19 protein-coding genes are annotated in these 21,395 nt (G+C 62.0%); 16 read left to right on the top strand and 3 right to left on the bottom strand.

Annotated features, from left to right (window positions below; translation table 11 throughout):
* The first annotated feature begins 17 nt into the window (after positions 1–17).
* The 16 genes from mraZ to lpxC all read left to right on the top strand — a co-directional run bounded on the left by mraZ (position 18) and on the right by lpxC (position 17,835).
* A complete protein-coding gene (mraZ, locus tag CAF77_RS21990) occupies positions 18–473 on the top strand; it encodes a division/cell wall cluster transcriptional repressor MraZ (RefSeq protein WP_007917012.1) in 456 nt (151 codons plus the stop codon).
* A complete protein-coding gene (rsmH, locus tag CAF77_RS21995) occupies positions 470–1,417 on the top strand; it encodes a 16S rRNA (cytosine(1402)-N(4))-methyltransferase RsmH (RefSeq protein WP_064383963.1) in 948 nt (315 codons plus the stop codon). The genes mraZ and rsmH overlap by 4 nt, the downstream gene beginning before the upstream one ends.
* Positions 1,414–1,707: a cell division protein FtsL gene (gene ftsL, locus CAF77_RS22000; RefSeq protein ID WP_007956777.1), complete on the top strand. Its 294-nt coding sequence runs from the start codon at positions 1,414–1,416 to the stop codon at positions 1,705–1,707. Before rsmH ends, ftsL begins: the two co-directional genes overlap by 4 nt.
* Positions 1,707–3,446, top strand: coding sequence for a penicillin-binding protein 2 (locus CAF77_RS22005; protein ID WP_170928985.1), 1,740 nt, complete (start codon positions 1,707–1,709; stop codon positions 3,444–3,446). The genes ftsL and CAF77_RS22005 overlap by 1 nt, the downstream gene beginning before the upstream one ends.
* Positions 3,446–4,909, top strand: a complete 1,464-nt coding sequence (locus CAF77_RS22010; RefSeq protein WP_064383961.1) for a UDP-N-acetylmuramoyl-L-alanyl-D-glutamate--2,6-diaminopimelate ligase — start codon at positions 3,446–3,448, stop codon at positions 4,907–4,909. The genes CAF77_RS22005 and CAF77_RS22010 overlap by 1 nt, the downstream gene beginning before the upstream one ends.
* On the top strand, positions 4,902–6,269 hold the full coding sequence (gene murF, locus CAF77_RS22015) for a UDP-N-acetylmuramoyl-tripeptide--D-alanyl-D-alanine ligase (protein ID WP_064383960.1): 1,368 nt from the start codon (positions 4,902–4,904) through the stop codon (positions 6,267–6,269). Before CAF77_RS22010 ends, murF begins: the two co-directional genes overlap by 8 nt.
* Entirely contained in the window at positions 6,269–7,351 is a 1,083-nt protein-coding gene (gene mraY / locus CAF77_RS22020; protein ID WP_015096766.1) for a phospho-N-acetylmuramoyl-pentapeptide-transferase, read from the top strand. The genes murF and mraY overlap by 1 nt, the downstream gene beginning before the upstream one ends.
* A 5-nt stretch (positions 7,352–7,356) precedes the next feature.
* A complete protein-coding gene (gene murD, locus CAF77_RS22025) occupies positions 7,357–8,703 on the top strand; it encodes a UDP-N-acetylmuramoyl-L-alanine--D-glutamate ligase (RefSeq protein ID WP_064383959.1) in 1,347 nt (448 codons plus the stop codon).
* On the top strand, positions 8,700–9,917 hold the full coding sequence (ftsW, locus tag CAF77_RS22030; RefSeq protein ID WP_064383958.1) for a putative lipid II flippase FtsW: 1,218 nt from the start codon (positions 8,700–8,702) through the stop codon (positions 9,915–9,917). The genes murD and ftsW overlap by 4 nt, the downstream gene beginning before the upstream one ends.
* The gene (gene murG, locus CAF77_RS22035; RefSeq protein WP_064383957.1) at positions 9,907–10,977 is read left to right on the top strand and encodes an undecaprenyldiphospho-muramoylpentapeptide beta-N-acetylglucosaminyltransferase; all 1,071 of its coding nucleotides are present in this window, start codon (positions 9,907–9,909) and stop codon (positions 10,975–10,977) included. The genes ftsW and murG overlap by 11 nt, the downstream gene beginning before the upstream one ends.
* Complete coding sequence (murC, locus tag CAF77_RS22040; protein ID WP_011335862.1) at positions 10,970–12,430, top strand: UDP-N-acetylmuramate--L-alanine ligase; 1,461 nt, start codon at positions 10,970–10,972, stop codon at positions 12,428–12,430. Before murG ends, murC begins: the two co-directional genes overlap by 8 nt.
* Entirely contained in the window at positions 12,427–13,401 is a 975-nt protein-coding gene (locus CAF77_RS22045; protein ID WP_064383956.1) for a D-alanine--D-alanine ligase, read from the top strand. Before murC ends, CAF77_RS22045 begins: the two co-directional genes overlap by 4 nt.
* A 4-nt stretch (positions 13,402–13,405) precedes the next feature.
* Positions 13,406–14,272, top strand: a complete 867-nt coding sequence (locus tag CAF77_RS22050) for a cell division protein FtsQ/DivIB (protein WP_007956757.1) — start codon at positions 13,406–13,408, stop codon at positions 14,270–14,272.
* A 15-nt stretch (positions 14,273–14,287) separates the two neighbouring features.
* Positions 14,288–15,547, top strand: coding sequence for a cell division protein FtsA (gene ftsA / locus CAF77_RS22055; RefSeq protein ID WP_007956755.1), 1,260 nt, complete (start codon positions 14,288–14,290; stop codon positions 15,545–15,547).
* A 67-nt stretch (positions 15,548–15,614) separates the two neighbouring features.
* Positions 15,615–16,811, top strand: a complete 1,197-nt coding sequence (ftsZ, locus tag CAF77_RS22060) for a cell division protein FtsZ (RefSeq protein WP_007956754.1) — start codon at positions 15,615–15,617, stop codon at positions 16,809–16,811.
* A gap of 112 nt (positions 16,812–16,923) precedes the next feature.
* A complete protein-coding gene (gene lpxC / locus CAF77_RS22065; RefSeq protein ID WP_007956752.1) occupies positions 16,924–17,835 on the top strand; it encodes a UDP-3-O-acyl-N-acetylglucosamine deacetylase in 912 nt (303 codons plus the stop codon).
* Between the two features lie 201 nt (positions 17,836–18,036).
* Here the strand turns inward: lpxC and CAF77_RS22070 are convergent, their stop codons facing one another.
* The 3 genes from CAF77_RS22070 to CAF77_RS22080 all read right to left on the bottom strand — a co-directional run bounded on the left by CAF77_RS22070 (position 18,037) and on the right by CAF77_RS22080 (position 21,385).
* Complete coding sequence (locus CAF77_RS22070; RefSeq protein WP_064383955.1) at positions 18,037–19,542, bottom strand: sensor domain-containing diguanylate cyclase; 1,506 nt, start codon at positions 19,540–19,542, stop codon at positions 18,037–18,039.
* Between the two features lie 108 nt (positions 19,543–19,650).
* Positions 19,651–20,967: an OprD family porin gene (locus CAF77_RS22075; protein ID WP_085655283.1), complete on the bottom strand. Its 1,317-nt coding sequence runs from the start codon at positions 20,965–20,967 to the stop codon at positions 19,651–19,653.
* A 196-nt stretch (positions 20,968–21,163) separates the two neighbouring features.
* The gene (locus CAF77_RS22080) at positions 21,164–21,385 is read right to left on the bottom strand and encodes a hypothetical protein (protein ID WP_041475427.1); all 222 of its coding nucleotides are present in this window, start codon (positions 21,383–21,385) and stop codon (positions 21,164–21,166) included.
* Positions 21,386–21,395 lie beyond the last annotated feature (10 nt).

Raw genomic sequence — 21,395 nt, forward strand, 5'->3', positions numbered from 1 at the left:
ATTGGAGAAACGCAGACGTGTTTCGCGGAGCTAACGCTATCAGTCTCGACGCAAAGGGCCGTCTCGCCATGCCGAGCCGGTACCGTGACGAGCTCGATTCGCGCAGTTCCGGCCAGTTGATCGTGACCATTGATGCCGTTGATCCGTGTTTGTGTGTCTACCCGCTCGATGAGTGGGAAATTATTGAAACCAAGTTGCGCGCGCTCCCTTCGCTTCGCGAAGAGAACCGTCGTCTGCAACGCTTATTGATTGGTAATGCCGTTGACCTCGAGCTCGACGGCAGTGGGCGTTTCCTGGTGCCGCCACGTCTGCGCGAATACGCGAAGCTCGACAAGCGCGCGATGCTGGTGGGCCAACTGAACAAGTTCCAGCTGTGGGACGAAGATGCCTGGAACGCGGTTTCTGCCGCTGACCTGGCTGCCATACAACAACCGGGCGCCATGCCTGACGAACTGCGTGATCTGATCCTGTGACTATTGATAGCGGCTTTAACCACATCACCGTACTGCTTGACGAAGCCGTCGAGGCTCTCGCCGTACGTCCTGATGGCTGCTATCTGGACGGCACGTTCGGACGTGGCGGGCATAGCCGGTTGATCCTGAGCAAGCTCGGGCCGGACGGTCGGCTCATCGGATTCGACAAGGATCCTCAAGCGATTGCCACCGGGCAAACGCTAGCGGCCGAAGACGGCCGCTTTGTCGTTGTGCAGCGCAGCTTTGCCGAGCTTGGTTCGGTGGTTGCCGAACAGGGGCTGACAGGCAAGGTCAGCGGCATTTTGCTGGATCTGGGCGTGTCTTCGCCGCAGCTCGATGACGCCGAGCGCGGCTTCAGTTTCCTCAACGACGGCCCGCTGGACATGCGCATGGATCCGTCCCGTGGCATCAGCGCAGCCGAGTTCGTCAACACCGCGCCAGTGGAAGAAATTGCCCGTGTCTTCAAAGAGTACGGCGAAGAACGCTTCTCCGGTCGCATGGCCCGTGCCGTTGTCGAGCGCCGTGATGTCACGCCGTTCGAGCGCACCGCCGATCTGGCCGAAGTCCTGAAAGTCGCCAACCCGGCGTGGGAAAAGGGCAAGAACCCGGCAACCCGCGCTTTCCAGGGGCTGCGCATTCATGTCAACAACGAGTTGGGCGACCTGGAAGCAGGGCTTGAAGCCGCGCTCGAATGCCTGGAAGTGGGCGGCCGTCTGGTCGTGATCAGCTTCCACTCGCTGGAAGACCGTATTGTCAAACTGTTCATGCGCAAGCTGGTGAAAGGCGAAGCCGACAACCTGCCGCGCAATCTGCCGGTTCGCCACGTTGCGTTCGAACCGAAAATCAAAGTCCATGGCAAAGCGCAGACGGCCTCCGACGCCGAACTCAAAGCCAACCCACGTTCTCGTAGCGCCGTCATGCGTGTCGCGGAGAAGTTGCGGTGAGCAAGCTTTTCGCCAAGCCATTGCCCGGCGGCAGCTTTTTCATGCTGCTCCTGTTCATTGGCGTGCTCGTGTCGGCCATCGGCGTGTCTTACAGCGCCCACTGGAATCGGCAGTTGCTCAACACCCTGTACAACGAACTGAGCGTGCGCGACAAGGCGCAGGCCGAATGGGGGCGCCTGATCCTGGAGCAAAGTACCTGGACCGCCCACAGCCGGATTGAAGTGCTGGCCACCGAACAACTGAAGATGCACATCCCCGGTGCGGCTGACGTGAAGATGGTGGCGCCATGATGAAACTCGAAGGGGCACTCTTCCCGTGGCGCTTCCGTCTGGTGGTCGGTCTGCTGGGCATGATGGTGGCCGCGATCTGCTGGCGCATCATCGACCTGCAAGTGGTGGACCGCGACTTCCTTAAAGGCCAGGGCGATGCGCGCAGCGTTCGTCATATTCCTATTCCGGCGCACCGTGGCCTGATCACCGACCGTAATGGCGAGCCGCTGGCCGTCAGCACGCCGGTGACCACCCTGTGGGCCAACGCCAAGGAAATGCAGACCGCCAAAGAGAAGTGGCCGGCACTGGCCGCCGCGCTGGGGCAGGATCCGAAAGCCCTGGCCGAACGTCTCGAAGCCCAGGCCAACAAGGAATTCATTTATCTGGTGCGCGGGCTGACCCCCGAGCAGGGCCAGGCCGTACTCGACCTGAAAGTGCCGGGCGTCTATGGCATCGAAGAGTTCCGCCGGTTCTACCCGGCCGGTGAAGTGACAGCGCACATGGTCGGGTTCACCGATATCGATGACCACGGTCGTGAAGGTGTCGAACTGGCCTACGACGAATGGCTGGCCGGCGTGCCCGGCAAGCGGCAAGTCATCAAGGATCGGCGCGGTCGGCTGATCAAGGATGTCCAGGTCACCAAAAACGCCAAGGCCGGCAAGCCCTTGGCGTTGTCGATTGACCTGCGTCTGCAATACCTGGCCAACCGCGAACTGCGCAACGCGATCATCGAGAACGGCGCGAAAGCCGGCAGTCTGGTGATCATGGACGTGAAAACCGGCGAGATCCTCGCCATGGTCAACCAGCCGACCTATAACCCGAACAACCGTCGCAACCTGCAACCGGCGATGATGCGTAACCGCGCGATGATCGACGTGTTCGAACCCGGTTCGACCATGAAAGCGATCTCGATGAGCGCCGCGATCGAAACTGGCCGCTGGAAGCCGAGCGACACTGTCGAGGTGTATCCGGGCTCCCTGCAGATCGGCAAGTACACCATCAAGGACGTATCGAAGACCGAAGGTCCGGTACTCGACCTGACCGGCATTCTGATCAATTCCAGTAACGTCGGCATGAGTAAGGTCGCGTTCGATATCGGCGGCGAAACCATTTTCCGCCTCGCACAGAAAGTCGGCCTCGGCCAGGACACCGGCCTCGGCTTCCCGGGCGAACGTGTCGGCAACCTGCCGAACTACCGTGAGTGGCGCAAGGCCGAGACCGCAACGCTGTCATACGGCTACGGTATTTCCGTGACCGCGATCCAGTTGGTGCACGCATTCTCGGCGCTGGCCAACAACGGTCGCCTCGCACCGCTGACCCTGATCAAAACCGACAAGGCGCCGCAGACCACCCAGGTGCTGCCGGAGGCCGTCGCGAAAACCATGCAAGGCATGCTGCAACAAGTGATCGAAGCCCCGCGCGGCGTGTTCCGTGCGCAGGTGCCGGCGTATCACGTGGGCGGCAAGTCCGGTACTGCGCGTAAAACGTCGGTCGGCACCAAGGGCTACGCCGAAAACTCTTACCGCTCGCTGTTCGCCGGTTTCGGCCCGATGAGCGATCCACGTTATGCAATCGTCGTGGTGATCGATGAACCGACCAAGGCCGGTTACTTCGGTGGTCTGGTTTCGGCGCCGGTGTTCAGCCGTGTGATGTCGGGCACCCTGCGCCTGATGAACGTCACCCCGGACAACCTGCCGACCACACAACAGGCCAACGCCACCCCGGCCGTTCCGCTGAAAGCCAATGGAGGGCGCGGCTGATGTCTCTGAGTCTGAACAAGATTTTCCCCCACGCCGGCCACGATCTGTTGATCCGTGAACTGGCGCTCGACAGTCGCAATGTACGCGCGGGGGACCTGTTCCTCGCGGTGCCGGGCGGCAAGTTCGACGGTCGTGCGCACATTGCCGACGCCTTGCAGCGCGGTGCTGCCGCCGTGGCTTATGAAGTGGAAGGCGCCACCGTGCTGCCGATCACCGAAGTGCCGCTGATTCCGGTCAAAGGCCTGGCAGCGCAGCTGTCGGACATCGCCGGGCGTTTTTACGGTGAGCCAAGTCATCACCTGAACCTGATCGGCGTGACCGGCACCAACGGCAAGACCAGCGTGACCCAACTGGTGGCGCAGGCGCTGGACCTGCTCGGCCAGCATTGCGGCATCGTCGGCACCCTCGGCTCCGGTTTTCATGGCGCGCTGCAAAGCGGCCTGCATACCACGCCGAATCCGATTGCCATGCAAGCGACTCTGGGCGACCTGAAAAAGGCCGGCGCCAAAGCCGTGGCCATGGAAGTTTCGTCTCACGGTCTGGATCAGGGCCGGGTTACTGCGCTGGCGTTCGACGTGGCAGTGATGACCAACCTGTCCCGCGATCACCTGGATTATCACGGCACCATGGAGGCCTACGCCGAGGCGAAGGCCAAGCTCTTCGCCTGGAATGACTTGAAGTGCCGCGTGGTCAACCTCGACGACGATTTCGGCCGGCAACTGGCCGCTGAAAAGCGCGAGTCGCGACTGATTACTTACAGCCTGCTCGACAGCAGCGCCTATCTCTATGTACGTGAAGCGCAGTTCGATGACCATGGCGTGCGAGCCACGCTGGTCACGCCGCAGGGCGAGCACCATCTGCGCAGCACGCTGCTCGGTCGTTTCAATCTGAGCAACGTGCTGGCCGCCGTCGGTGCGCTGCTCGGTCTCGACTACGCGCTTGACGAAATCCTTAAGGTATTGCCGAAACTCGAAGGCCCGGCCGGACGCATGCAGCGTCTCGGCGGCGGCACTCAGCCGCTGGTTGTGGTCGATTACGCGCATACCCCGGACGCCCTGGAAAAAGTACTGACCGCGTTGCGTCCGCACGTCAAAGGTCAACTGCTGTGCCTGTTCGGCTGCGGCGGTGATCGCGATCGCGGCAAGCGTCCGCTGATGGCCGAAGTGGTCGAGCGTCTGGCCGACCGCGTGCTGGTGACCGATGACAATCCGCGCACCGAAGACCCGGCGGTAATTTTCGATGACATCCGCGCCGGCTTCACGGCTGTGGATAACGTGACGTTCGTGGCCGGTCGCGGCCAGGCCATCGCACAACTGATTGCCGGTGCTTCGGCGGATGACGTGATCGTTCTGGCCGGCAAAGGTCACGAGGACTATCAGGAAATCAACGGCGAGCGCCATGCGTTTTCCGATCTGGTCGAGGCTGATCACGCCCTGACCGCGTGGGAGGTGGCCCATGCTTAAGGCCCTGAAACTCAGCGAACTGACCAACGCGCTTGACGCCCGTCTGATCAGCGCCGACGCCAGTTTTGACGGCGTGAGCATCGACAGCCGCGCGATCAAGGCTGGCCAACTGTTTATCGCCCTGACCGGCCCGCGTTTCGACGGTCATGACTATCTGAATGAAGTCGCCGCCAAAGGCGCCGTTGCGGCATTGGTCGAGCGCGAAGTCGCCGACAGCACGCTGCCGCAATTGCTGGTCAAGGACACTCGCCAGGCCCTCGGCCAGCTGGGTGCCTTGAACCGTGCCGCGTTCACCAAACCGGTCGCGGCCGTTACCGGCTCCAGCGGCAAGACCACGGTCAAGGAAATGCTTGCGAGCATCCTGCGCACGCGCGGCTCGGTGCACGCGACCCGTGGCAACCTGAACAACGACCTCGGCGTACCGCTGACCCTGCTCGAACTCGCCCCGGAACACAGCGCGGCAGTGATCGAACTGGGTGCTTCGCGTCTGGGTGAAATCGCCTACACCGTCGGGCTGACCAAGCCGCACGTAGCGATCCTCAACAACGCCGGAACCGCCCACGTCGGTGAGTTCGGCGGGCCGGAGAAAATCGTCGAAGCCAAGGGCGAAATCATCGAAGGACTGGCTGCCGATGGCGTCGCGGTGCTGAACCTCGATGACAAGGCGTTTGGTATCTGGAAGACCCGCGCTGCCGGTCGCAAAGTGCTGACTTTCGCATTGAGCAATACTCAGGCGGACTTCCATGCCAGCGACCTGGCCACCGATGCCCGCGGCTGCCCGGCGTTCAACCTGCACAGTCCTGAAGGTGTGGAACGGGTTCAACTGAACCTGCTCGGCACCCACAACGTCGCCAACGCCCTGGCCGCCGCCGCTGCCGCCCACGCTCTGGGCGTGTCGCTGTTCGGCATCGCCACCGGGCTTGGCGCGGTACAACCGGTCAAGGGTCGCACCGTCGCGCAACTGGCGAAAAACGGTATGCGCGTGATCGATGACACTTACAACGCGAACCCCACCTCGATGTGCGCGGCCGTTGATATACTCGCCGGCTTTTCCGGCCGCACCGTTCTGGTGCTCGGGGATATCGGCGAGTTGGGCGACTGGGCGGAGCAGGGGCACCGCGACGTGGGCGAATACGCCCGGGGCAAGGTTTCCGCGCTATACGCCGTCGGGCCGAACATGGTCCACGCCGTGAACGCATTCGGCAAAGAGGCGCATCACTTCGGCACACAGGCCGAACTGATCCAGGCCCTCGCCGCCGAGCAGGACACAAACACCACCATTTTGATCAAGGGTTCGCGCAGCGCAGCGATGGAAAACATCGTTGCGGCCCTGTGCGGGTCCAGTCTGGAGAAACATTAATGCTGCTGCTGCTAGCGGAGTATCTGCAACAGTTCTACAAAGGCTTCGCGGTCTTCCAGTACCTGACCCTGCGCGGGATCCTCGGTGTGCTGACCGCGCTGGTCTTGTCGCTGTGCTACGGCCCGTGGATGATCCGCACCCTGCAGAACCGTCAGATCGGCCAATCGGTTCGTAACGACGGCCCGCAATCGCACCTGTCCAAATCCGGTACGCCGACCATGGGTGGCGCGCTGATTCTGTCGTCCATCGGCGTCAGCACCCTGCTGTGGGCTGACCTGAGCAACCGCTACGTGTGGGTCGTGCTGCTGGTGACCCTGCTGTTCGGCGCCATCGGCTGGGTCGACGACTACCGCAAGGTCATCGAGAAGAACTCCCGTGGTCTGCCGAGCCGCTGGAAATATTTCTGGCAGTCGGTGTTCGGCCTCGGTGCGGCGATCTTCCTTTATATGACTGCTGCCACTCCGGTGGAAACCACCCTGATCCTGCCAATGCTCAAGGACTACAGCATTCCGCTGGGCGCAGGCTTCATCGTGCTGACTTACTTTGTGATCGTCGGTTCGAGCAACGCGGTCAACCTCACCGACGGCCTCGACGGTCTGGCGATCATGCCGACAGTGATGGTCGGCGGTGGCCTGGGCATCTTCTGCTACCTGTCGGGTAACGTGAAATTCGCTGAATACCTGTTGATCCCTTATGTACCGGGCGCAGGCGAGCTGATCGTGTTCTGCGGCGCGCTGATCGGTGCCGGCCTGGGCTTCCTGTGGTTCAACACCTACCCGGCGCAAGTCTTCATGGGTGACGTCGGCGCACTGGCGCTGGGCGCTGCCCTGGGCACCATCGCGGTGATCGTCCGTCAGGAAATCGTCCTGTTCATCATGGGCGGCGTGTTCGTGATGGAAACCCTGTCAGTCGTCATTCAGGTTGCGTCCTTTAAGCTGACCGGTCGCCGTGTGTTCCGCATGGCGCCGATTCACCACCACTTTGAACTCAAGGGCTGGCCCGAGCCGCGCGTGATCGTCCGTTTCTGGATCATCACCGTGATTCTCGTGCTGATCGGCCTTGCCACCCTGAAGCTGAGGTAGAACGAGTGTCTCTGATCGCTTCTGACCACTTCCGCATCGTTGTCGGCCTCGGCAAGAGTGGCATGTCCCTGGTTCGCTTCCTGGCGAACCGGGGCGTGGCGTTTGCCGTGGCCGACACGCGGGAAAATCCACCGGAACTGGCCACGCTCCAGCGTGACTATCCGCACGTGGAAGTGCGTTGTGGCGAGCTGGACGTCGAGTTCCTGTGCCGTGCCGACGAGCTCTACGTGAGCCCCGGCCTGGCGCTGGCGACCCCGGCCCTGCAAGCCGCCGCGGCCCGTGGCGTGAAGCTGTCCGGCGATATCGAGCTGTTCGCGCGTAACGCGAAGGCGCCGATTGTGGCCATCAGCGGTTCCAACGCGAAAAGCACTGTCACCACCCTGGTCGGCGAGATGGCGGCTGCGGCCGGCAAGCGCGTGGCCGTGGGCGGCAACCTCGGTACGCCGGCGCTGGATCTGCTCAGCGATGACGTCGAGCTGTACGTGATGGAGCTGTCGAGCTTCCAGCTGGAAACCACCGACCAGCTCAACGCCGAAGTGGCGACCGTGCTCAACATCAGCGAAGACCACATGGACCGTTACAGCGGTCTGCCGGCCTATCACCTGGCCAAACACCGGATCTTCCGGGGTGCGAAGCAGTTCGTGGTCAACCGTCAGGATGCGTTGACCCGTCCGCTGATGGGCGAGGGCCAGCCGTGCTGGACCTTCGGCCTGACCCAACCGGATTTCAAGGCGTTCGGTCTGCGCGAAGAGAATGGCGAGAAGTACCTGGCCTTCGAATTCCAGAACCTGATGCCGGTGCGCGAACTGAAGATTCGCGGCGCCCACAACCAGTCCAACGCCTTGGCGGCGCTGGCGCTCGGCCACGCGGTCGGGCTGCCGTTCGACGCCATGCTCGCGGCCCTGCGCACCTTCGCCGGCCTCGAACACCGTTGCCAGTGGGTACGTGAGCTGGACGGCGTCGGTTACTACAACGATTCCAAGGCCACCAACGTCGGCGCCGCACTGGCGGCCATCGAAGGTCTGGGCGCGGACATCGACGGCAAGGTCGTGCTGATCGCCGGTGGCGACGGCAAGGGTGCCGACTTCAAGGACCTGCGCGATCCGGTGGCGGCCCATTGTCGCGCCGTGATCCTGATGGGCCGCGACTCCGACAGGATCGGCGAAGCCATTGGCGATGCCGTGCCGCTGATTCGCGCCACTACGCTGGTCGACGCGGTCGCCCAATGCCGCGCCGCCGCCCAACCGGGTGACGTGGTGCTGCTGTCGCCGGCCTGCGCCAGTTTCGACATGTTCAAGAACTACGAAGACCGTGGTCACCAGTTCGTCCGCGCCGTGGAGGATCTGGCATGAGCTTGAGAAACATCATCAAGCCATACCCGTCGCCGCTCATTACCGGACGCGGAATCGACCTCGACTTCCCGATGCTCGCCGGTTGCCTGGCGTTGCTCGGTCTGGGCCTGATCATGATCGCCTCGGCCTCCACCGAAGTGGCGGCCGTGCAGTCGGGCAGCCCGCTGTATTACATGATTCGTCACCTGATCTACGTGGTGCTCGGCCTGGGTGCCTGCATCGTCACGATGATGATCCCGATCGCCACCTGGCAGCGCCTGGGCTGGATGATGCTGATCGGTGCTTTCGGCCTGTTGGTGATGGTGATCATCCCGGGGATCGGCCGTGAGGTGAACGGTTCGATGCGCTGGATCGGTTTCAGCTTCTTCAACGTTCAGCCGTCCGAGATCGCCAAGGTGTTCGTGGTGATCTACCTCGCCGGTTATCTTGTGCGTCGCCAGAAAGAAGTGCGCGAGAGCTGGATGGGCTTCTTCAAGCCGTTCATCGTGCTGTTGCCGATGGCGGGCCTGTTGCTGATGGAGCCGGACTTCGGTGCCACCGTCGTGATGATGGGCGCGGCGGCGGCGATGCTGTTCCTCGGCGGGGTCGGGCTGTTCCGGTTCTCGCTGATGGTGGTACTGGCCGTCGGTGCGGTGGTGTTGCTGATCCAGATGCAGCCGTACCGGATGGCGCGTCTGACCAACTTCGCCGACCCTTGGGCCGACCAGTTCGGCGCCGGTTATCAATTGTCGCAAGCCTTGATCGCGTTCGGTCGCGGTGAATGGCTGGGCGTTGGCCTGGGCAACAGCGTGCAGAAGCAGTTCTATCTGCCGGAAGCCCACACCGACTTCGTGTTCTCGGTGCTGGCTGAAGAGCTCGGCGCCGTGGGTTCGCTGTGCACCGTGGCGCTGTTCGTGTTCGTGTGTATTCGCGGCATGTACATCGGTCTTTGGGCCGAGAAAGCCAAACAGTTTTTTGCCGCTTATGTTGCCTATGGTCTGTCGTTCCTGTGGATCGGCCAGTTCCTGATCAACATCGGCGTGAACGTCGGTCTGCTGCCGACCAAGGGCCTGACCTTGCCGTTCCTCAGTTACGGCGGCAGTTCCCTTGTGATCTGCTGCGCCTGCCTTGGCCTGTTGCTGAGGATCGAGTGGGAGAGCCGGACCCACCTGGGCAGTGAAGAGATGGAATTCCATGAGAGCGACTTCGCCGAGGAGCCGAACCATGGGCGCTAACGTATTGATCATGGCCGGCGGCACCGGTGGCCACGTGTTCCCGGCGCTGGCCTGTGCCCGCGAATTCCAGGCGCGCGGCTACACCGTGCACTGGCTCGGCACGCCGCGCGGGATCGAGAACGATCTGGTGCCGGCGGCAGGTATTGAACTGCACCGCATCAACGCCAGTGGCCTGCGTGGCAAGGGCAAGCTGTCGCTGCTCAAGGCGCCGTTCATGCTGCTGAAATCGGTATGGCAAGCGCGGGCGATCATTCGCCGCTTGCGTCCGGTGTGCGTGGTCGGATTCGGCGGCTATGTGACCGGTCCCGGTGGTCTTGCCGCCAAACTGGCCGGCGTGCCGGTGATCGTTCATGAGCAGAACGCCGTGGCCGGCACCGCCAATCGGTTGCTGGTGCCGTTCGCCGCCCGGGTGTGTGAAGCGTTCCCCGACACCTTTACCCTGTCGGACAGCCGCCGTACCACCGGTAACCCGGTGCGCAGCGAGCTGTTCCTCGAAACACCGCGCCCGGCCCTGGCCGGACGCAAGGCGCGTTTGCTGATCCTGGGCGGAAGCCTGGGCGCAGAGCCGTTGAACAAGTTGCTGCCTGAAGCCCTGGCACAAGTCGCTGCCGACTTGCGTCCGGAAGTGTTCCATCAGGCGGGCAGAAACCACGATGAAGTGACTGCAGAGCGCTACCGCGCCGCCGGCGTGGACGCGCAGGTGCAGCCGTTCATCAAAGACATGGCCCAGGCCTATGGCTGGGCTGACCTGGTGGTGTGCCGCGCCGGCGCATTGACCATCAGTGAACTGGCCGCCGCCGGTCTGCCCTCGATGCTGGTGCCCTTGCCCCACGCGATCGACGATCACCAGACTCGCAACGCCGATTATTTGGCCCGTGAAGGCGCTGCCTTCCTGATGCCGCAAAGAACGACTGGCGCCGCGGACCTTGCCGCGCGCCTGACAGAGGTCTTGATGCAACCGCAACGACTCGAACAAATGGCCCAAGCGGCCCGCCGTCTGGCGAAACCCGAAGCCACCCGTAGCGTGGTCGATACCTGTCTGGAGGTGGCCCATGGTTGAGAATCAGAAAGCCATGCCGCAACCGGAAATGCGCCGCATCCGTCGCATCCACTTCGTCGGCATCGGTGGCGTGGGCATGTGCGGCATCGCCGAAGTGCTGCTGAACCTGGGCTATGAAGTGTCCGGTTCGGACCTGAAAGCTTCGCCGGTGACCGAGCGCCTGGAATCCTTCGGTGCGCAGATCTTCATCGGCCACCGTGCCGAGAACGCCGCTGCCGCCGATGTGCTGGTGGTGTCGAGCGCCGTCAATACGTCCAACCCGGAAGTCGCAACTGCGCTGGAACGCCGGATCCCGGTGGTGCCGCGTGCCGAAATGCTCGCCGAACTGATGCGCTACCGCCACGGCATCGCCGTCGCCGGTACCCATGGCAAAACCACCACCACCAGCCTGATCGCTTCGGTGTTCGCGGCCGGTGGCCTGGATCCGACCTTCGTCATCGGTGGCCGTCTGAATGCTGCGGGCACCAATGCCCAGCTCGGCACCAGCCGTTATCTGATCGCCGAAGCCGATGAAAGCGACGCAAGCTTCCTGCATCTGCAGCCGTTGGTGGCCGTGGTCACCAATATCGACGCCGACCACATGGCGACCTACGACGGTGACTTCAACAAGCTGAAGAAAACCTTCGTCGAGTTCCTGCACAACCTGCCGTTCTACGGTCTGGCGGTGATGTGCCTGGATGATCCGGTGGTGCGTGAAATCCTGCCGCTGGTCAAACGTCCGACCGTGACCTATGGCTTCAGCGAAGACGCCGACGTGCGCGCGATCAATGTTCGTCAGCAGGGCATGCAGACCTTCTTTACCGTGCTGCGCCCTGATCGCGAGCCTCTTGATGTGTCCGTGAACATGCCGGGCAATCACAACGTGCTCAATTCCCTGGCGACCATCTGCATCGCCACCGACGAAGGCGTCAGCGACGAGGCCATCGTCCAGGGCCTGTCCGGCTTCCAGGGTGTCGGCCGACGCTTCCAGGTCTACGGCGAACTGCCGGTGGACGGCGGTAACGTGATGCTGGTCGACGACTACGGTCATCACCCGACCGAAGTGGCAGCAGTCATCAAAGCCGTGCGTGGTGGCTGGCCGGAGCGCCGTCTGGTGATGGTCTACCAGCCGCACCGTTACAGCCGCACCCGCGACCTGTACGACGATTTCGTCAATGTACTGGCCGATGCCAACGTGCTGTTGCTGATGGAAGTCTATCCGGCCGGCGAAGAGCCGATCCCGGGGGCCGACAGCCGCAAACTGTGCAACAGCATCCGCCAGCGCGGTCAGCTCGATCCGATCTACATCGAGCGCGGCGTCGATCTGGCGCCGCTGGTCAAGCCGCTGCTGCGCGCCGGCGACATTCTGTTGTGCCAGGGCGCCGGTGATATCGGTGGCCTCGCACCGAAACTGTTGAAAAGCGAGTTGTTCGCCGGTGCCGTGGCGGCATCGGTCGAGGGGAAGTTGAAATGACTGCTGCCTACGCCAACCTGTTCTCCACCATCGCCCCGAAGGATTTCGGCCGGGTGGCCGTGCTGTTCGGTGGCCTGAGTGCCGAGCGTGAAGTCTCGCTGAAGTCCGGCAACGCCGTGCTCACCGCGCTGCAAAGCGCGGGTGTGGACGCGTTCGGCATCGACGTCGGTGCCGATATCCTGCAGCGCCTGCTGAGCGAAAAGATCGACCGTGCGTTCATCATCCTCCACGGTCGCGGCGGTGAAGACGGCAGCATGCAAGGCCTGCTCGAAGTGGCCGGCATTCCGTACACCGGCAGTGGCATCCTGGCTTCGGCACTGGCGATGGACAAGCTGCGCACCAAGCAGGTCTGGCACACGCTCGGGATTCCGACGCCGCGTCACGCCGTGCTGCGCAGCGAGGCCGATTGTATTTCGGCGGCGACGGAACTGGGCTTCCCTTTGATCGTCAAACCGGCGCATGAAGGTTCAAGTATCGGGATGGCCAAAGTGACTTCCGCGTCCGAGTTGATCGACGCATGGAAAGCGGCCAGTACCTACGATTCGCAAGTGTTGGTCGAGCAATGGATCCACGGTCCCGAGTTCACCATCGCCACCCTGCGTGACCAGGTGTTGCCTCCAATCGCCCTGGGTACGCCACACACGTTCTACGACTACGACGCCAAGTACATCGCCAACGATACCCAGTATCGGATTCCGTGCGGGCTCGATGCCGCCAAGGAAAAAGAACTCATGGACCTCACGGCGCAAGCCTGCGAGGCGCTGGGTATCGCCGGTTGGGGCCGGGCGGACGTGATGCAGGACGCCGACGGCAAATTCTGGTTCCTGGAAGTCAACACCGCTCCCGGCATGACCGACCACAGCCTGGTACCGATGGCGGCGAAAGCGGCCGGTCTGGATTTCCAGCAACTGGTCCTGGCCATTCTGGCCGCCAGTGTCGATGCCGATGGCAAGAAAGAGGCGCGAGGTTAAGACCATGCAAGGCGCACAGCTCAGACATCAGCCACCCGCACCCGGCCGCAAGCCGGTGCCGCGGGGTGCCAGCCGAATGGTGGCCAAAGAGCCGATGTCCGCGCGCCTGCCAAAAGCCAACTTCGGCTTCTTGAAAGGTCTGTTCTGGCCGGTGCTGCTGGTGGCCCTGGGGTTCGGCACTTACGAAGGCGCGCAGCGATTGCTGCCGTACGCCGACCGGCCGATCACCAAGATCGCGGTGCAGGGCGACCTGAGTTACATCAGCCAGCAGGCGGTGCAGCAGCGGATCGCCCCGTACGTGGCGTCGAGCTTCTTCACCATCGACCTGGCGAGCATGCGAACAGAGCTTGAGCAGATGCCGTGGATCGCCCACGCCGAAGTACGTCGGGTGTGGCCGGACCAGGTGGTGATCCGCCTCGAAGAGCAACTGCCGGTGGCCCGTTGGGGCGACGAGTCGTTGCTCAACAACCAGGGCCAGGCGTTCACGCCCAAGGAACTGGCGAACTACGAACACCTGCCGCAGCTGTTCGGTCCGCAGCGGGCCCAGCAGCAAGTGATGCAGCAATACCAGGTGCTGAGCCAGATGCTCCGGCCATTGGGCTTCTCGATTGCGCGGCTGGAGCTGCGTGAACGTGGCAGCTGGTTCCTGACCACCGGTGCCGGCAGTTCCGGCCCCGGGATCGAGCTGCTGCTGGGACGCGGCAACCTGGTGGAAAAGATGCGCCGCTTCATTGCCATCTATGACAAGACGCTCAAAGAACAGATTACGAACATTGCGCGCATCGATCTGCGCTACGCCAACGGCCTTGCTGTTGGCTGGCGGGAACCAGTAGCGCCGACGACAGCCCAACCCGCTGTCGCAAAGAATTAAGAAGAGGCAGGACCCATGGCAAACGTGCAAAGCGGCAAAATGATCGTCGGTCTCGATATCGGCACCTCCAAGGTGGTGGCGCTGGTCGGCGAGGTTGCGGACGACGGCTCGCTGGAAATCGTCGGGATCGGCACTCATCCGTCCCGCGGCCTGAAGAAAGGCGTGGTGGTCAACATCGAGTCCACCGTGCAGTCGATCCAGCGCGCGATCGAAGAAGCCCAACTGATGGCGGGCTGCCGCATTCACTCGGCGTTCGTCGGTGTGGCGGGCAATCACATTCGCAGCCTGAACTCCCACGGCATCGTCGCGATCCGTGATCGCGAAGTCAGCTCGGCGGACCTGGAGCGTGTACTCGATGCCGCCCAGGCCGTGGCGATCCCGGCCGACCAGCGTGTGCTGCACACCCTGCCGCAGGATTACGTGATCGATAACCAGGAAGGCGTGCGCGAGCCGCTGGGCATGTCCGGCGTGCGTCTGGAAGCCAAGGTTCACGTGGTCACCTGCGCCGTCAACGCCGCACAGAACATTGAAAAGTGCGTGCGTCGCTGCGGTCTGGAAATCGACGACATCATTCTCGAGCAACTGGCCTCGGCCTATTCGGTCCTGACCGACGACGAAAAAGAGCTGGGCGTGTGCCTGGTCGACATCGGCGGCGGCACCACCGACATCGCGATCTTCACCGAAGGCGCGATCCGCCACACGGCCGTGATCCCGATTGCCGGTGATCAGGTGACCAACGACATCGCCATGGCGTTGCGCACCCCGACCCAGTACGCCGAAGAGATCAAGATCCGCTATGCCTGCGCCCTGGCCAAACTGGCCGGTGCCGGCGAGACCATCAAGGTGCCGAGCGTCGGCGACCGTCCGCCGCGTGAACTGTCCCGTCAGGCCCTGGCCGAAGTGGTCGAGCCGCGTTACGACGAACTGTTCACCCTGATCCAGGCCGAGCTGCGTCGCAGCGGCTACGAAGACCTGATCCCGGCCGGCATCGTGCTGACCGGTGGTACCTCGAAAATGGAAGGCGCCACGGAACTGGCCGAAGAAATCTTCCACATGCCGGTCCGCCTGGGCGTGCCGCATGGCGTGAAGGGGCTGGATGACGTGGTACGCAACCCGATTTATTCCACTGGCGTCGGCTTGTTGATGTACGGCCTGCAGAAGCAGTCCGACGGGATCTCGTTCTCGGGCATCGGCAGCCGCGACAGCTACAGCAACGATGAGCCGCAGGCGCCGTTGCTGGACCGTTTGAAGAAGTGGGTTCAAGGCAACTTCTAACGCTTTACCGCAGCACCGCAACAAACAGCAGTAGGCGAAAAAACTAGAGAATGTAAGGAGAGGGAAAATGTTCGAACTCGTAGACAACATCCCCGCAAGCCCGGTAATCAAAGTTATCGGTGTTGGCGGTGGCGGCGGCAACGCTGTCAATCACATGGTCAAGAGCAACATCGAAGGCGTGGAATTCATCTGCGCCAACACCGATGCTCAAGCGCTGAAAAACATCGGCGCGCGCACCATTCTGCAACTGGGCACCGGCGTGACCAAAGGCCTGGGCGCCGGCGCCAACCCGGAAGTCGGCCGTCAGGCTGCGCTGGAAGATCGCGAGCGCATCGCTGAAGTGCTGGCCGGCACCAACATGGTGTTCATCACCACCGGCATGGGCGGCGGTACAGGTACCGGTGCTGCGCCGATCATCGCCGAAGTGGCCAAGGAAATGGGCATCCTGACCGTTGCGGTCGTGACCCGTCCGTTCCCGTTCGAAGGCCGCAAGCGTATGCAGATCGCCGACGAAGGCATCCGCATGCTCTCGGAAAGCGTCGACTCGCTGATCACCATTCCGAACGAAAAACTGCTGACCATCCTCGGCAAGGACGCAAGCCTCCTGTCGGCTTTCGCCAAGGCTGACGATGTACTGGCCGGTGCCGTTCGCGGTATCTCCGACATCATCAAGCGTCCGGGCATGATCAACGTCGACTTCGCCGACGTACGCACCGTGATGAGCGAAATGGGCATGGCGATGATGGGCACTGGCTGCGCCAGCGGTCCGAACCGTGCACGTGAAGCGACCGAAGCGGCCATCCGCAACCCGCTGCTGGAAGACGTGAACCTGCAAGGCGCACGCGGCATCCTGGTGAACATCACTGCCGGTCCTGACCTGTCCCTGGGTGAGTACTCCGACGTGGGTTCGATCATCGAAGCCTTCGCTTCCGAGCACGCAATGGTCAAGGTCGGTACCGTTATCGATCCGGACATGCGCGATGAACTGCACGTGACCGTGGTTGCCACTGGTCTGGGCGCAAAAATCGAGAAGCCTGTGAAGGTCATCGACAACACCGTTCACACCTCGATGGCGGCTGCTCAAGTGCAGCAACCGGCACCCGCTCGTCAGGAACAGCCAGCGGTGAATTACCGTGACCTGGACCGTCCGACCGTCATGCGCAACCAGGCTCAGGCCGGTGCTGCGACTGCCGCGAAGATGAATCCGCAAGATGACCTGGACTACCTGGACATCCCGGCTTTCCTGCGTCGTCAGGCCGATTGATGAAATGTATCAGGGGTATTCAGGTGATTGGTGTTCAGCAAAGGCTCGGTCTGCTATCATCGCCAGCCTTTGTTGATACCAGTTCGCAATTTGCGCTGAAGCGGCCCATGCCATGATTAAACAACGCACACTGAAAAATATTATCCGTGCCACCGGTGTAGGTCTGCACTCCGGGGAGAAGGTTTACCTGACCCTCAAGCCTGCACCTGTCGACACCGGGATCGTCTTTCGTCGTGCCGATCTCGATCCGGTTGTCGAGATACCGGCTCGCGCGGCCAACGTCGGCGAGACAACCATGTCGACGACGCTGGTCAACGGTGACGTGAAGGTAGACACGGTGGAGCACTTGCTCTCGGCCATGGCTGGCCTGGGCATCGATAACGCCTACGTCGAGCTCTCCGCGTCTGAAGTCCCGATCATGGATGGCAGCGCTGGACCTTTCGTATTCCTGATTCAATCGGCTGGCCTGGAAGAACAGGACGCCGCCAAGAAATTCATCCGCATCCTGCGTGAAGTGACAGTGGAAGACGGCGACAAGCGCGCCACTTTCGTCCCTTTCGAAGGGTTCAAGGTGAGCTTCGAGATCGATTTCGATCACCCGGTTTTCCGGGATCGCACCCAAAGTGCAAGCGTGGATTTTTCCAGCACTTCGTTCGTAAAAGAAGTCAGCCGCGCCCGTACTTTCGGTTTCATGAGTGACATCGAGTACCTGCGCAAGCACAACCTCGCACTCGGCGGCAGCGTGGAAAACGCGATCGTGGTCGATGCCGATGGCGTACTGAACGAAGACGGCCTTCGCTACGAAGACGAATTCGTGAAGCACAAGATCCTCGATGCGATTGGCGACCTGTACCTGCTGGGCAACAGCCTGATTGGTGAGTTCAAGGGCTTCAAGTCCGGCCACGCACTGAACAACCAGCTGCTGCGCAAGTTGATTGAGCAGAAAGATGCCTGGGAAGTCGTGACGTTCGAAGACGCCAGCACTGCACCAATCTCTTACATGCGCCCGGTTGCGGCGGTGTAAGTAAAAAACCTCTCTAGTTTTTTGAAGGCCACCTTTGGGTGGCCTTTTTTTATGCCTGCTGGTTTTGCATTGGCTGTACCGGCCTCATCGCTGGCAAGCCAGCTCCCACAGGTTCTCCAGTTATCCAAAGATCCTCAATACACCCAAAACTCTGTGGGAGCTGGCTTGCCAGCGATGAGGCCGGAAAGGCCAAAACCCCCATCAAGCCACGACGACCTGGTTCCGGCCACCTTCCTTGGCCTGATACAGCGCCCGATCCGCCGCGAACAACAGTTGTTCCAGACTGATTTCGCTCGTCGCCGTCCAGGTACTGATACCGACGCTCACGGTCATCGGTGACTGGTCTTGATTCAGGCTCGGCAATTGCTCCACCGCTGCACGAATGTGCTCGGCGATCTGCTGCGCCCCGACGCTGTCGGTTTCCGCGAGGATCACCGAAAACTCCTCACCGCCATACCGCGCCACCAGATCCGCCGGACGCCGCACATTGGCGGTGATCACTCTCGCCAGTTCACGCAACGCCTGATCCCCGGCCTGATGTCCATGCCGGTCATTGAAGGCCTTGAAGTGGTCCGCATCGATCATCAGCAATGACAGGGGTTGGCCCGAGCGTTGGGCGCGGAACCACTCGTGGCGCAGCGACTGGTCGAGCATCCGCCGGTTGGCGACCCCGGTCAGGGCATCAGTTGCGGCGAGTTGTGCCAGTTCATGTTCGGCCCGATGCCGCAGGCGCAGCTCCCGGGCGAGCAGCCAGGTCAGCCACAGCAGGCCGGCACACAACACGCCGGTGGCGCCGCTGATCAGGATCGCCGTGCGTCGCCACGCGCCGAACACTTCCTCGCTGGACAGGGCAACGATTACCGTCAGCGGCAGATTGCCGACCCGCGAGTAGGTGTACAGCCGTTGCTGATGATCCATGCTCGAGATGCTGTTGAAACTGCCATTGCCGTTGCTGTCGCGCAGGATCCGCACCACATTGGGCCGCGCGGCAAAGCTCTTGCCGATCGAATCGCTCTGCAGATAAGGCTTCTGTGCCAGCAGGATGCCGTCGTTATTGATGATGTTGAGGGTGCTGTCGATGCCGATGTCGAGGCTGTTGAACAGCTGATCGAAGTAATCGAGTTTCATCGACGCCACGGCCACGCCGAGGAACTCGCCGATGTCCGACGAGATGCGCCGACTGAAACTGATCCGCCACTGGTCCGCGTCATCGCAGTCGCAGCGGGGCTTGAACGGACGGCTGATGAACATGCCGGTGTCGCGTTTGAAGGCGTGGGCGAGGAAGTAGTCACGGTCGGCGAAATTGCCTGGCAGCGGATCGACCCGTGAGGAATCGGCGATCACTTCGCCATGCTTGTCGAGCAGCAGGATGTCGCCCTTGAAGCGCGCCGTGGTGGAGCGATCGAACAACGCCAGATGGCGGATCTGCGGCGACACATCTTTCAGGTCGTCACGCTGGGCAGCGGCAATCAGCCCTTGCAGCGTCAGGTCATACAGCTCGACAGTGCGCAGCACATCGGCATCGATCAACTGGGCGATGGTGGTAGCGCTACGGGTCGCCGATTCCTGGGCGTTGGCGCGTTCACGGATCAGCAGGAACGTCACGATGCACACAATCGCGATCACGCTCAGCAGGCTGCCAAGGATCAACAGCAGCTCGGAGCGTCCGGTCGTGCCGGGAACGGTAGGGGTGCGGCTCGCGATCATGGTCCGGTTTTCGATTGGAGATTCTTCTAAGCGTAGTTGTACCCGCTCGCTGCCACAGGCAAGAAAAAGGCCAGCGCGTCAGGCTGGCCTTTTATCGTAGTGCCGATCTTAGAAGACGTTGATCGGGTAGTCGATGATCACACGGTATTCATCGGTGTCCGTATCGATTGCGCCGTAACCGTTGCCGCCGCGGTTGGTCGCCCATTGCAGGCGTACCGCGAGGTCTTTGGCCTGTCCGCTTTGCACCACGTACTTGAGGTCGATGTCGCGTTCCCAGTGCTTGGCGTTGCGACCTTCGGCGCTGTACCACGAAGCGTAACCCTTGCTGTGCGGATCGACCTTGGTCAGGTCCAGCGTGCCGCGCGAGTAGGACAGCGACGAGGTCAGACCCGGCAAGCCGACGCCGGCGAAGTCGTAGGCGTACTTGAGCTTCCACGAACGCTCGTTCGGGCCGTTGAAGTCCGAATACTGCTGCGAGTTGTCGAGGTAAACGCTGTCACCCTGGCTGATGTAATCGAACGGCGTGTTGCCGTTGACCCGCTGATACGCGGCGGTAACGCTGTGGCTGCCGATGCCCACGGTGAAATGCAGGCTGTAGGTGTTGTTGTCGATGTTGCCCAGCAGCGCGTCGCCGGTGTCCTGGGTGTGATAGAAGTGCAGGCCCGGGTTGAAGGTCACCCGATCATTCAGTGCCCTGGTGTAGTCGAGGTCGTAGTAGTACTGGTTCCAGATGTCCTTCAACTCGGAGGCATACAGGCTGCTGGTCAGGCCTTCGACACCACTCCAGGCCACGCCGGCCCAGTTCAGGTGCTGGCTCTTGTCGCCGTCGGCTAGGGTGCCGTAAGAGGTGCCGATGCGTTTGTGGCCGCTCTGGTTGTAGGGTTTGGTGAAGCTGGCCTGACCACCTTCGATCATCCAGCCGTCGAAGCTGTGGTTGGTCAGGCTGAGGCCGCGAAAGGTCTGCGGCAGCATGCGCGTCTCGCCACCGGCGATCACCGGGTTGGCAAGGAACAGGTCGCCGGCCTTCAGCTCGGTATCGAACGCACGCATTTTCAGGGTGCCGCCCGCCGTGGAGAACGAGCCCGGCGCTTTGCCGCTGCCGTCGCTGACCGGCAGGATGCTGGAGTTGTCGGTGCCGCCACCGCCGTCGAGCTTCAGACCGAGCATGGCGTGGGCATCGAGGCCGAAGCCGACCGTACCTTCGGTGTAACCCGACTCGAATTTGCCGAGGAAACCCTGGCCCCACTCGATGTTGTCGTCCGTCTGCTGCAGACGGTTGCGGTTCATGTAGTAGTTGCGGGCATTGAGGTTGAGGCTCGCGCCTTCGACGAAACCCTGTTTCTCGGCTTCGGCGGCGTGGGCAGTGGGGGCAATCGTTGCGGCAATTGCAATGAACAGCGGGGTGAAGCGAACTGGGTAACGCACGTGCGGTAAAGCTCCTTGGGTCAACTGACACTTCAATGTCTTGAGGTGCGGGATGTTTCCAGTTGTTAAAGACGAACCAGACAGCGTTCAGACCACAACGAAAAAAGGCCGCTGAATATCAGCGGCCTGCAAGGACGACGGTTGAACGGGAAGAGCCAAACAACCGCGTCGAGGGAAACGTTGCGCGGTGCGCGACTCAGCTGTCTTTCTCGGAAGCTTGAGCCTGCGAAGTTGCGGCCTGTGGGGCTTGCGTAGCGTCCTGCGCCTTGGCCATCACTTCTGCCTGATGCTGTTCGAATGCGTGAGCGCGAGCGGCATTTTGCGCTACGAACGTCTGCGATTCTTCAGCCATCGCCAGCGGCGACAGGATCAATGAGGACAAAACGAAAGCGCTGGCAATACCCATACTGTTGGACATCTTGAAAACC

Origin of the sequence: Pseudomonas sp. R15(2017) (assembly GCF_002112685.1) — a bacterium.
GTDB lineage: Bacteria > Pseudomonadota > Gammaproteobacteria > Pseudomonadales > Pseudomonadaceae > Aquipseudomonas > Aquipseudomonas glycinae.

What these genes read in the sequence shown, in the direction of transcription:
- CAF77_RS22080 (WP_041475427.1), bottom strand. Translation starts at nt 21,385, where the DNA reads ATGTCCAACAGTATGGGTATTGCCAGCGCTTTCGTTTTGTCCTCATTG.
- ftsW (WP_064383958.1), top strand. Translation starts at nt 8,700, where the DNA reads ATGAGCTTGAGAAACATCATCAAGCCATACCCGTCGCCGCTCATTACC.
- CAF77_RS22050 (WP_007956757.1), top strand. Translation starts at nt 13,406, where the DNA reads ATGCAAGGCGCACAGCTCAGACATCAGCCACCCGCACCCGGCCGCAAG.
- CAF77_RS22045 (WP_064383956.1), top strand. Translation starts at nt 12,427, where the DNA reads ATGACTGCTGCCTACGCCAACCTGTTCTCCACCATCGCCCCGAAGGAT.
- murC (WP_011335862.1), top strand. Translation starts at nt 10,970, where the DNA reads ATGGTTGAGAATCAGAAAGCCATGCCGCAACCGGAAATGCGCCGCATC.
- lpxC (WP_007956752.1), top strand. Translation starts at nt 16,924, where the DNA reads ATGATTAAACAACGCACACTGAAAAATATTATCCGTGCCACCGGTGTA.
- CAF77_RS22005 (WP_170928985.1), top strand. Translation starts at nt 1,707, where the DNA reads ATGAAACTCGAAGGGGCACTCTTCCCGTGGCGCTTCCGTCTGGTGGTC.
- CAF77_RS22010 (WP_064383961.1), top strand. Translation starts at nt 3,446, where the DNA reads ATGTCTCTGAGTCTGAACAAGATTTTCCCCCACGCCGGCCACGATCTG.
- murG (WP_064383957.1), top strand. Translation starts at nt 9,907, where the DNA reads ATGGGCGCTAACGTATTGATCATGGCCGGCGGCACCGGTGGCCACGTG.
- ftsZ (WP_007956754.1), top strand. Translation starts at nt 15,615, where the DNA reads ATGTTCGAACTCGTAGACAACATCCCCGCAAGCCCGGTAATCAAAGTT.
- ftsA (WP_007956755.1), top strand. Translation starts at nt 14,288, where the DNA reads ATGGCAAACGTGCAAAGCGGCAAAATGATCGTCGGTCTCGATATCGGC.
- mraY (WP_015096766.1), top strand. Translation starts at nt 6,269, where the DNA reads ATGCTGCTGCTGCTAGCGGAGTATCTGCAACAGTTCTACAAAGGCTTC.
- murF (WP_064383960.1), top strand. Translation starts at nt 4,902, where the DNA reads ATGCTTAAGGCCCTGAAACTCAGCGAACTGACCAACGCGCTTGACGCC.
- CAF77_RS22070 (WP_064383955.1), bottom strand. Translation starts at nt 19,542, where the DNA reads ATGATCGCGAGCCGCACCCCTACCGTTCCCGGCACGACCGGACGCTCC.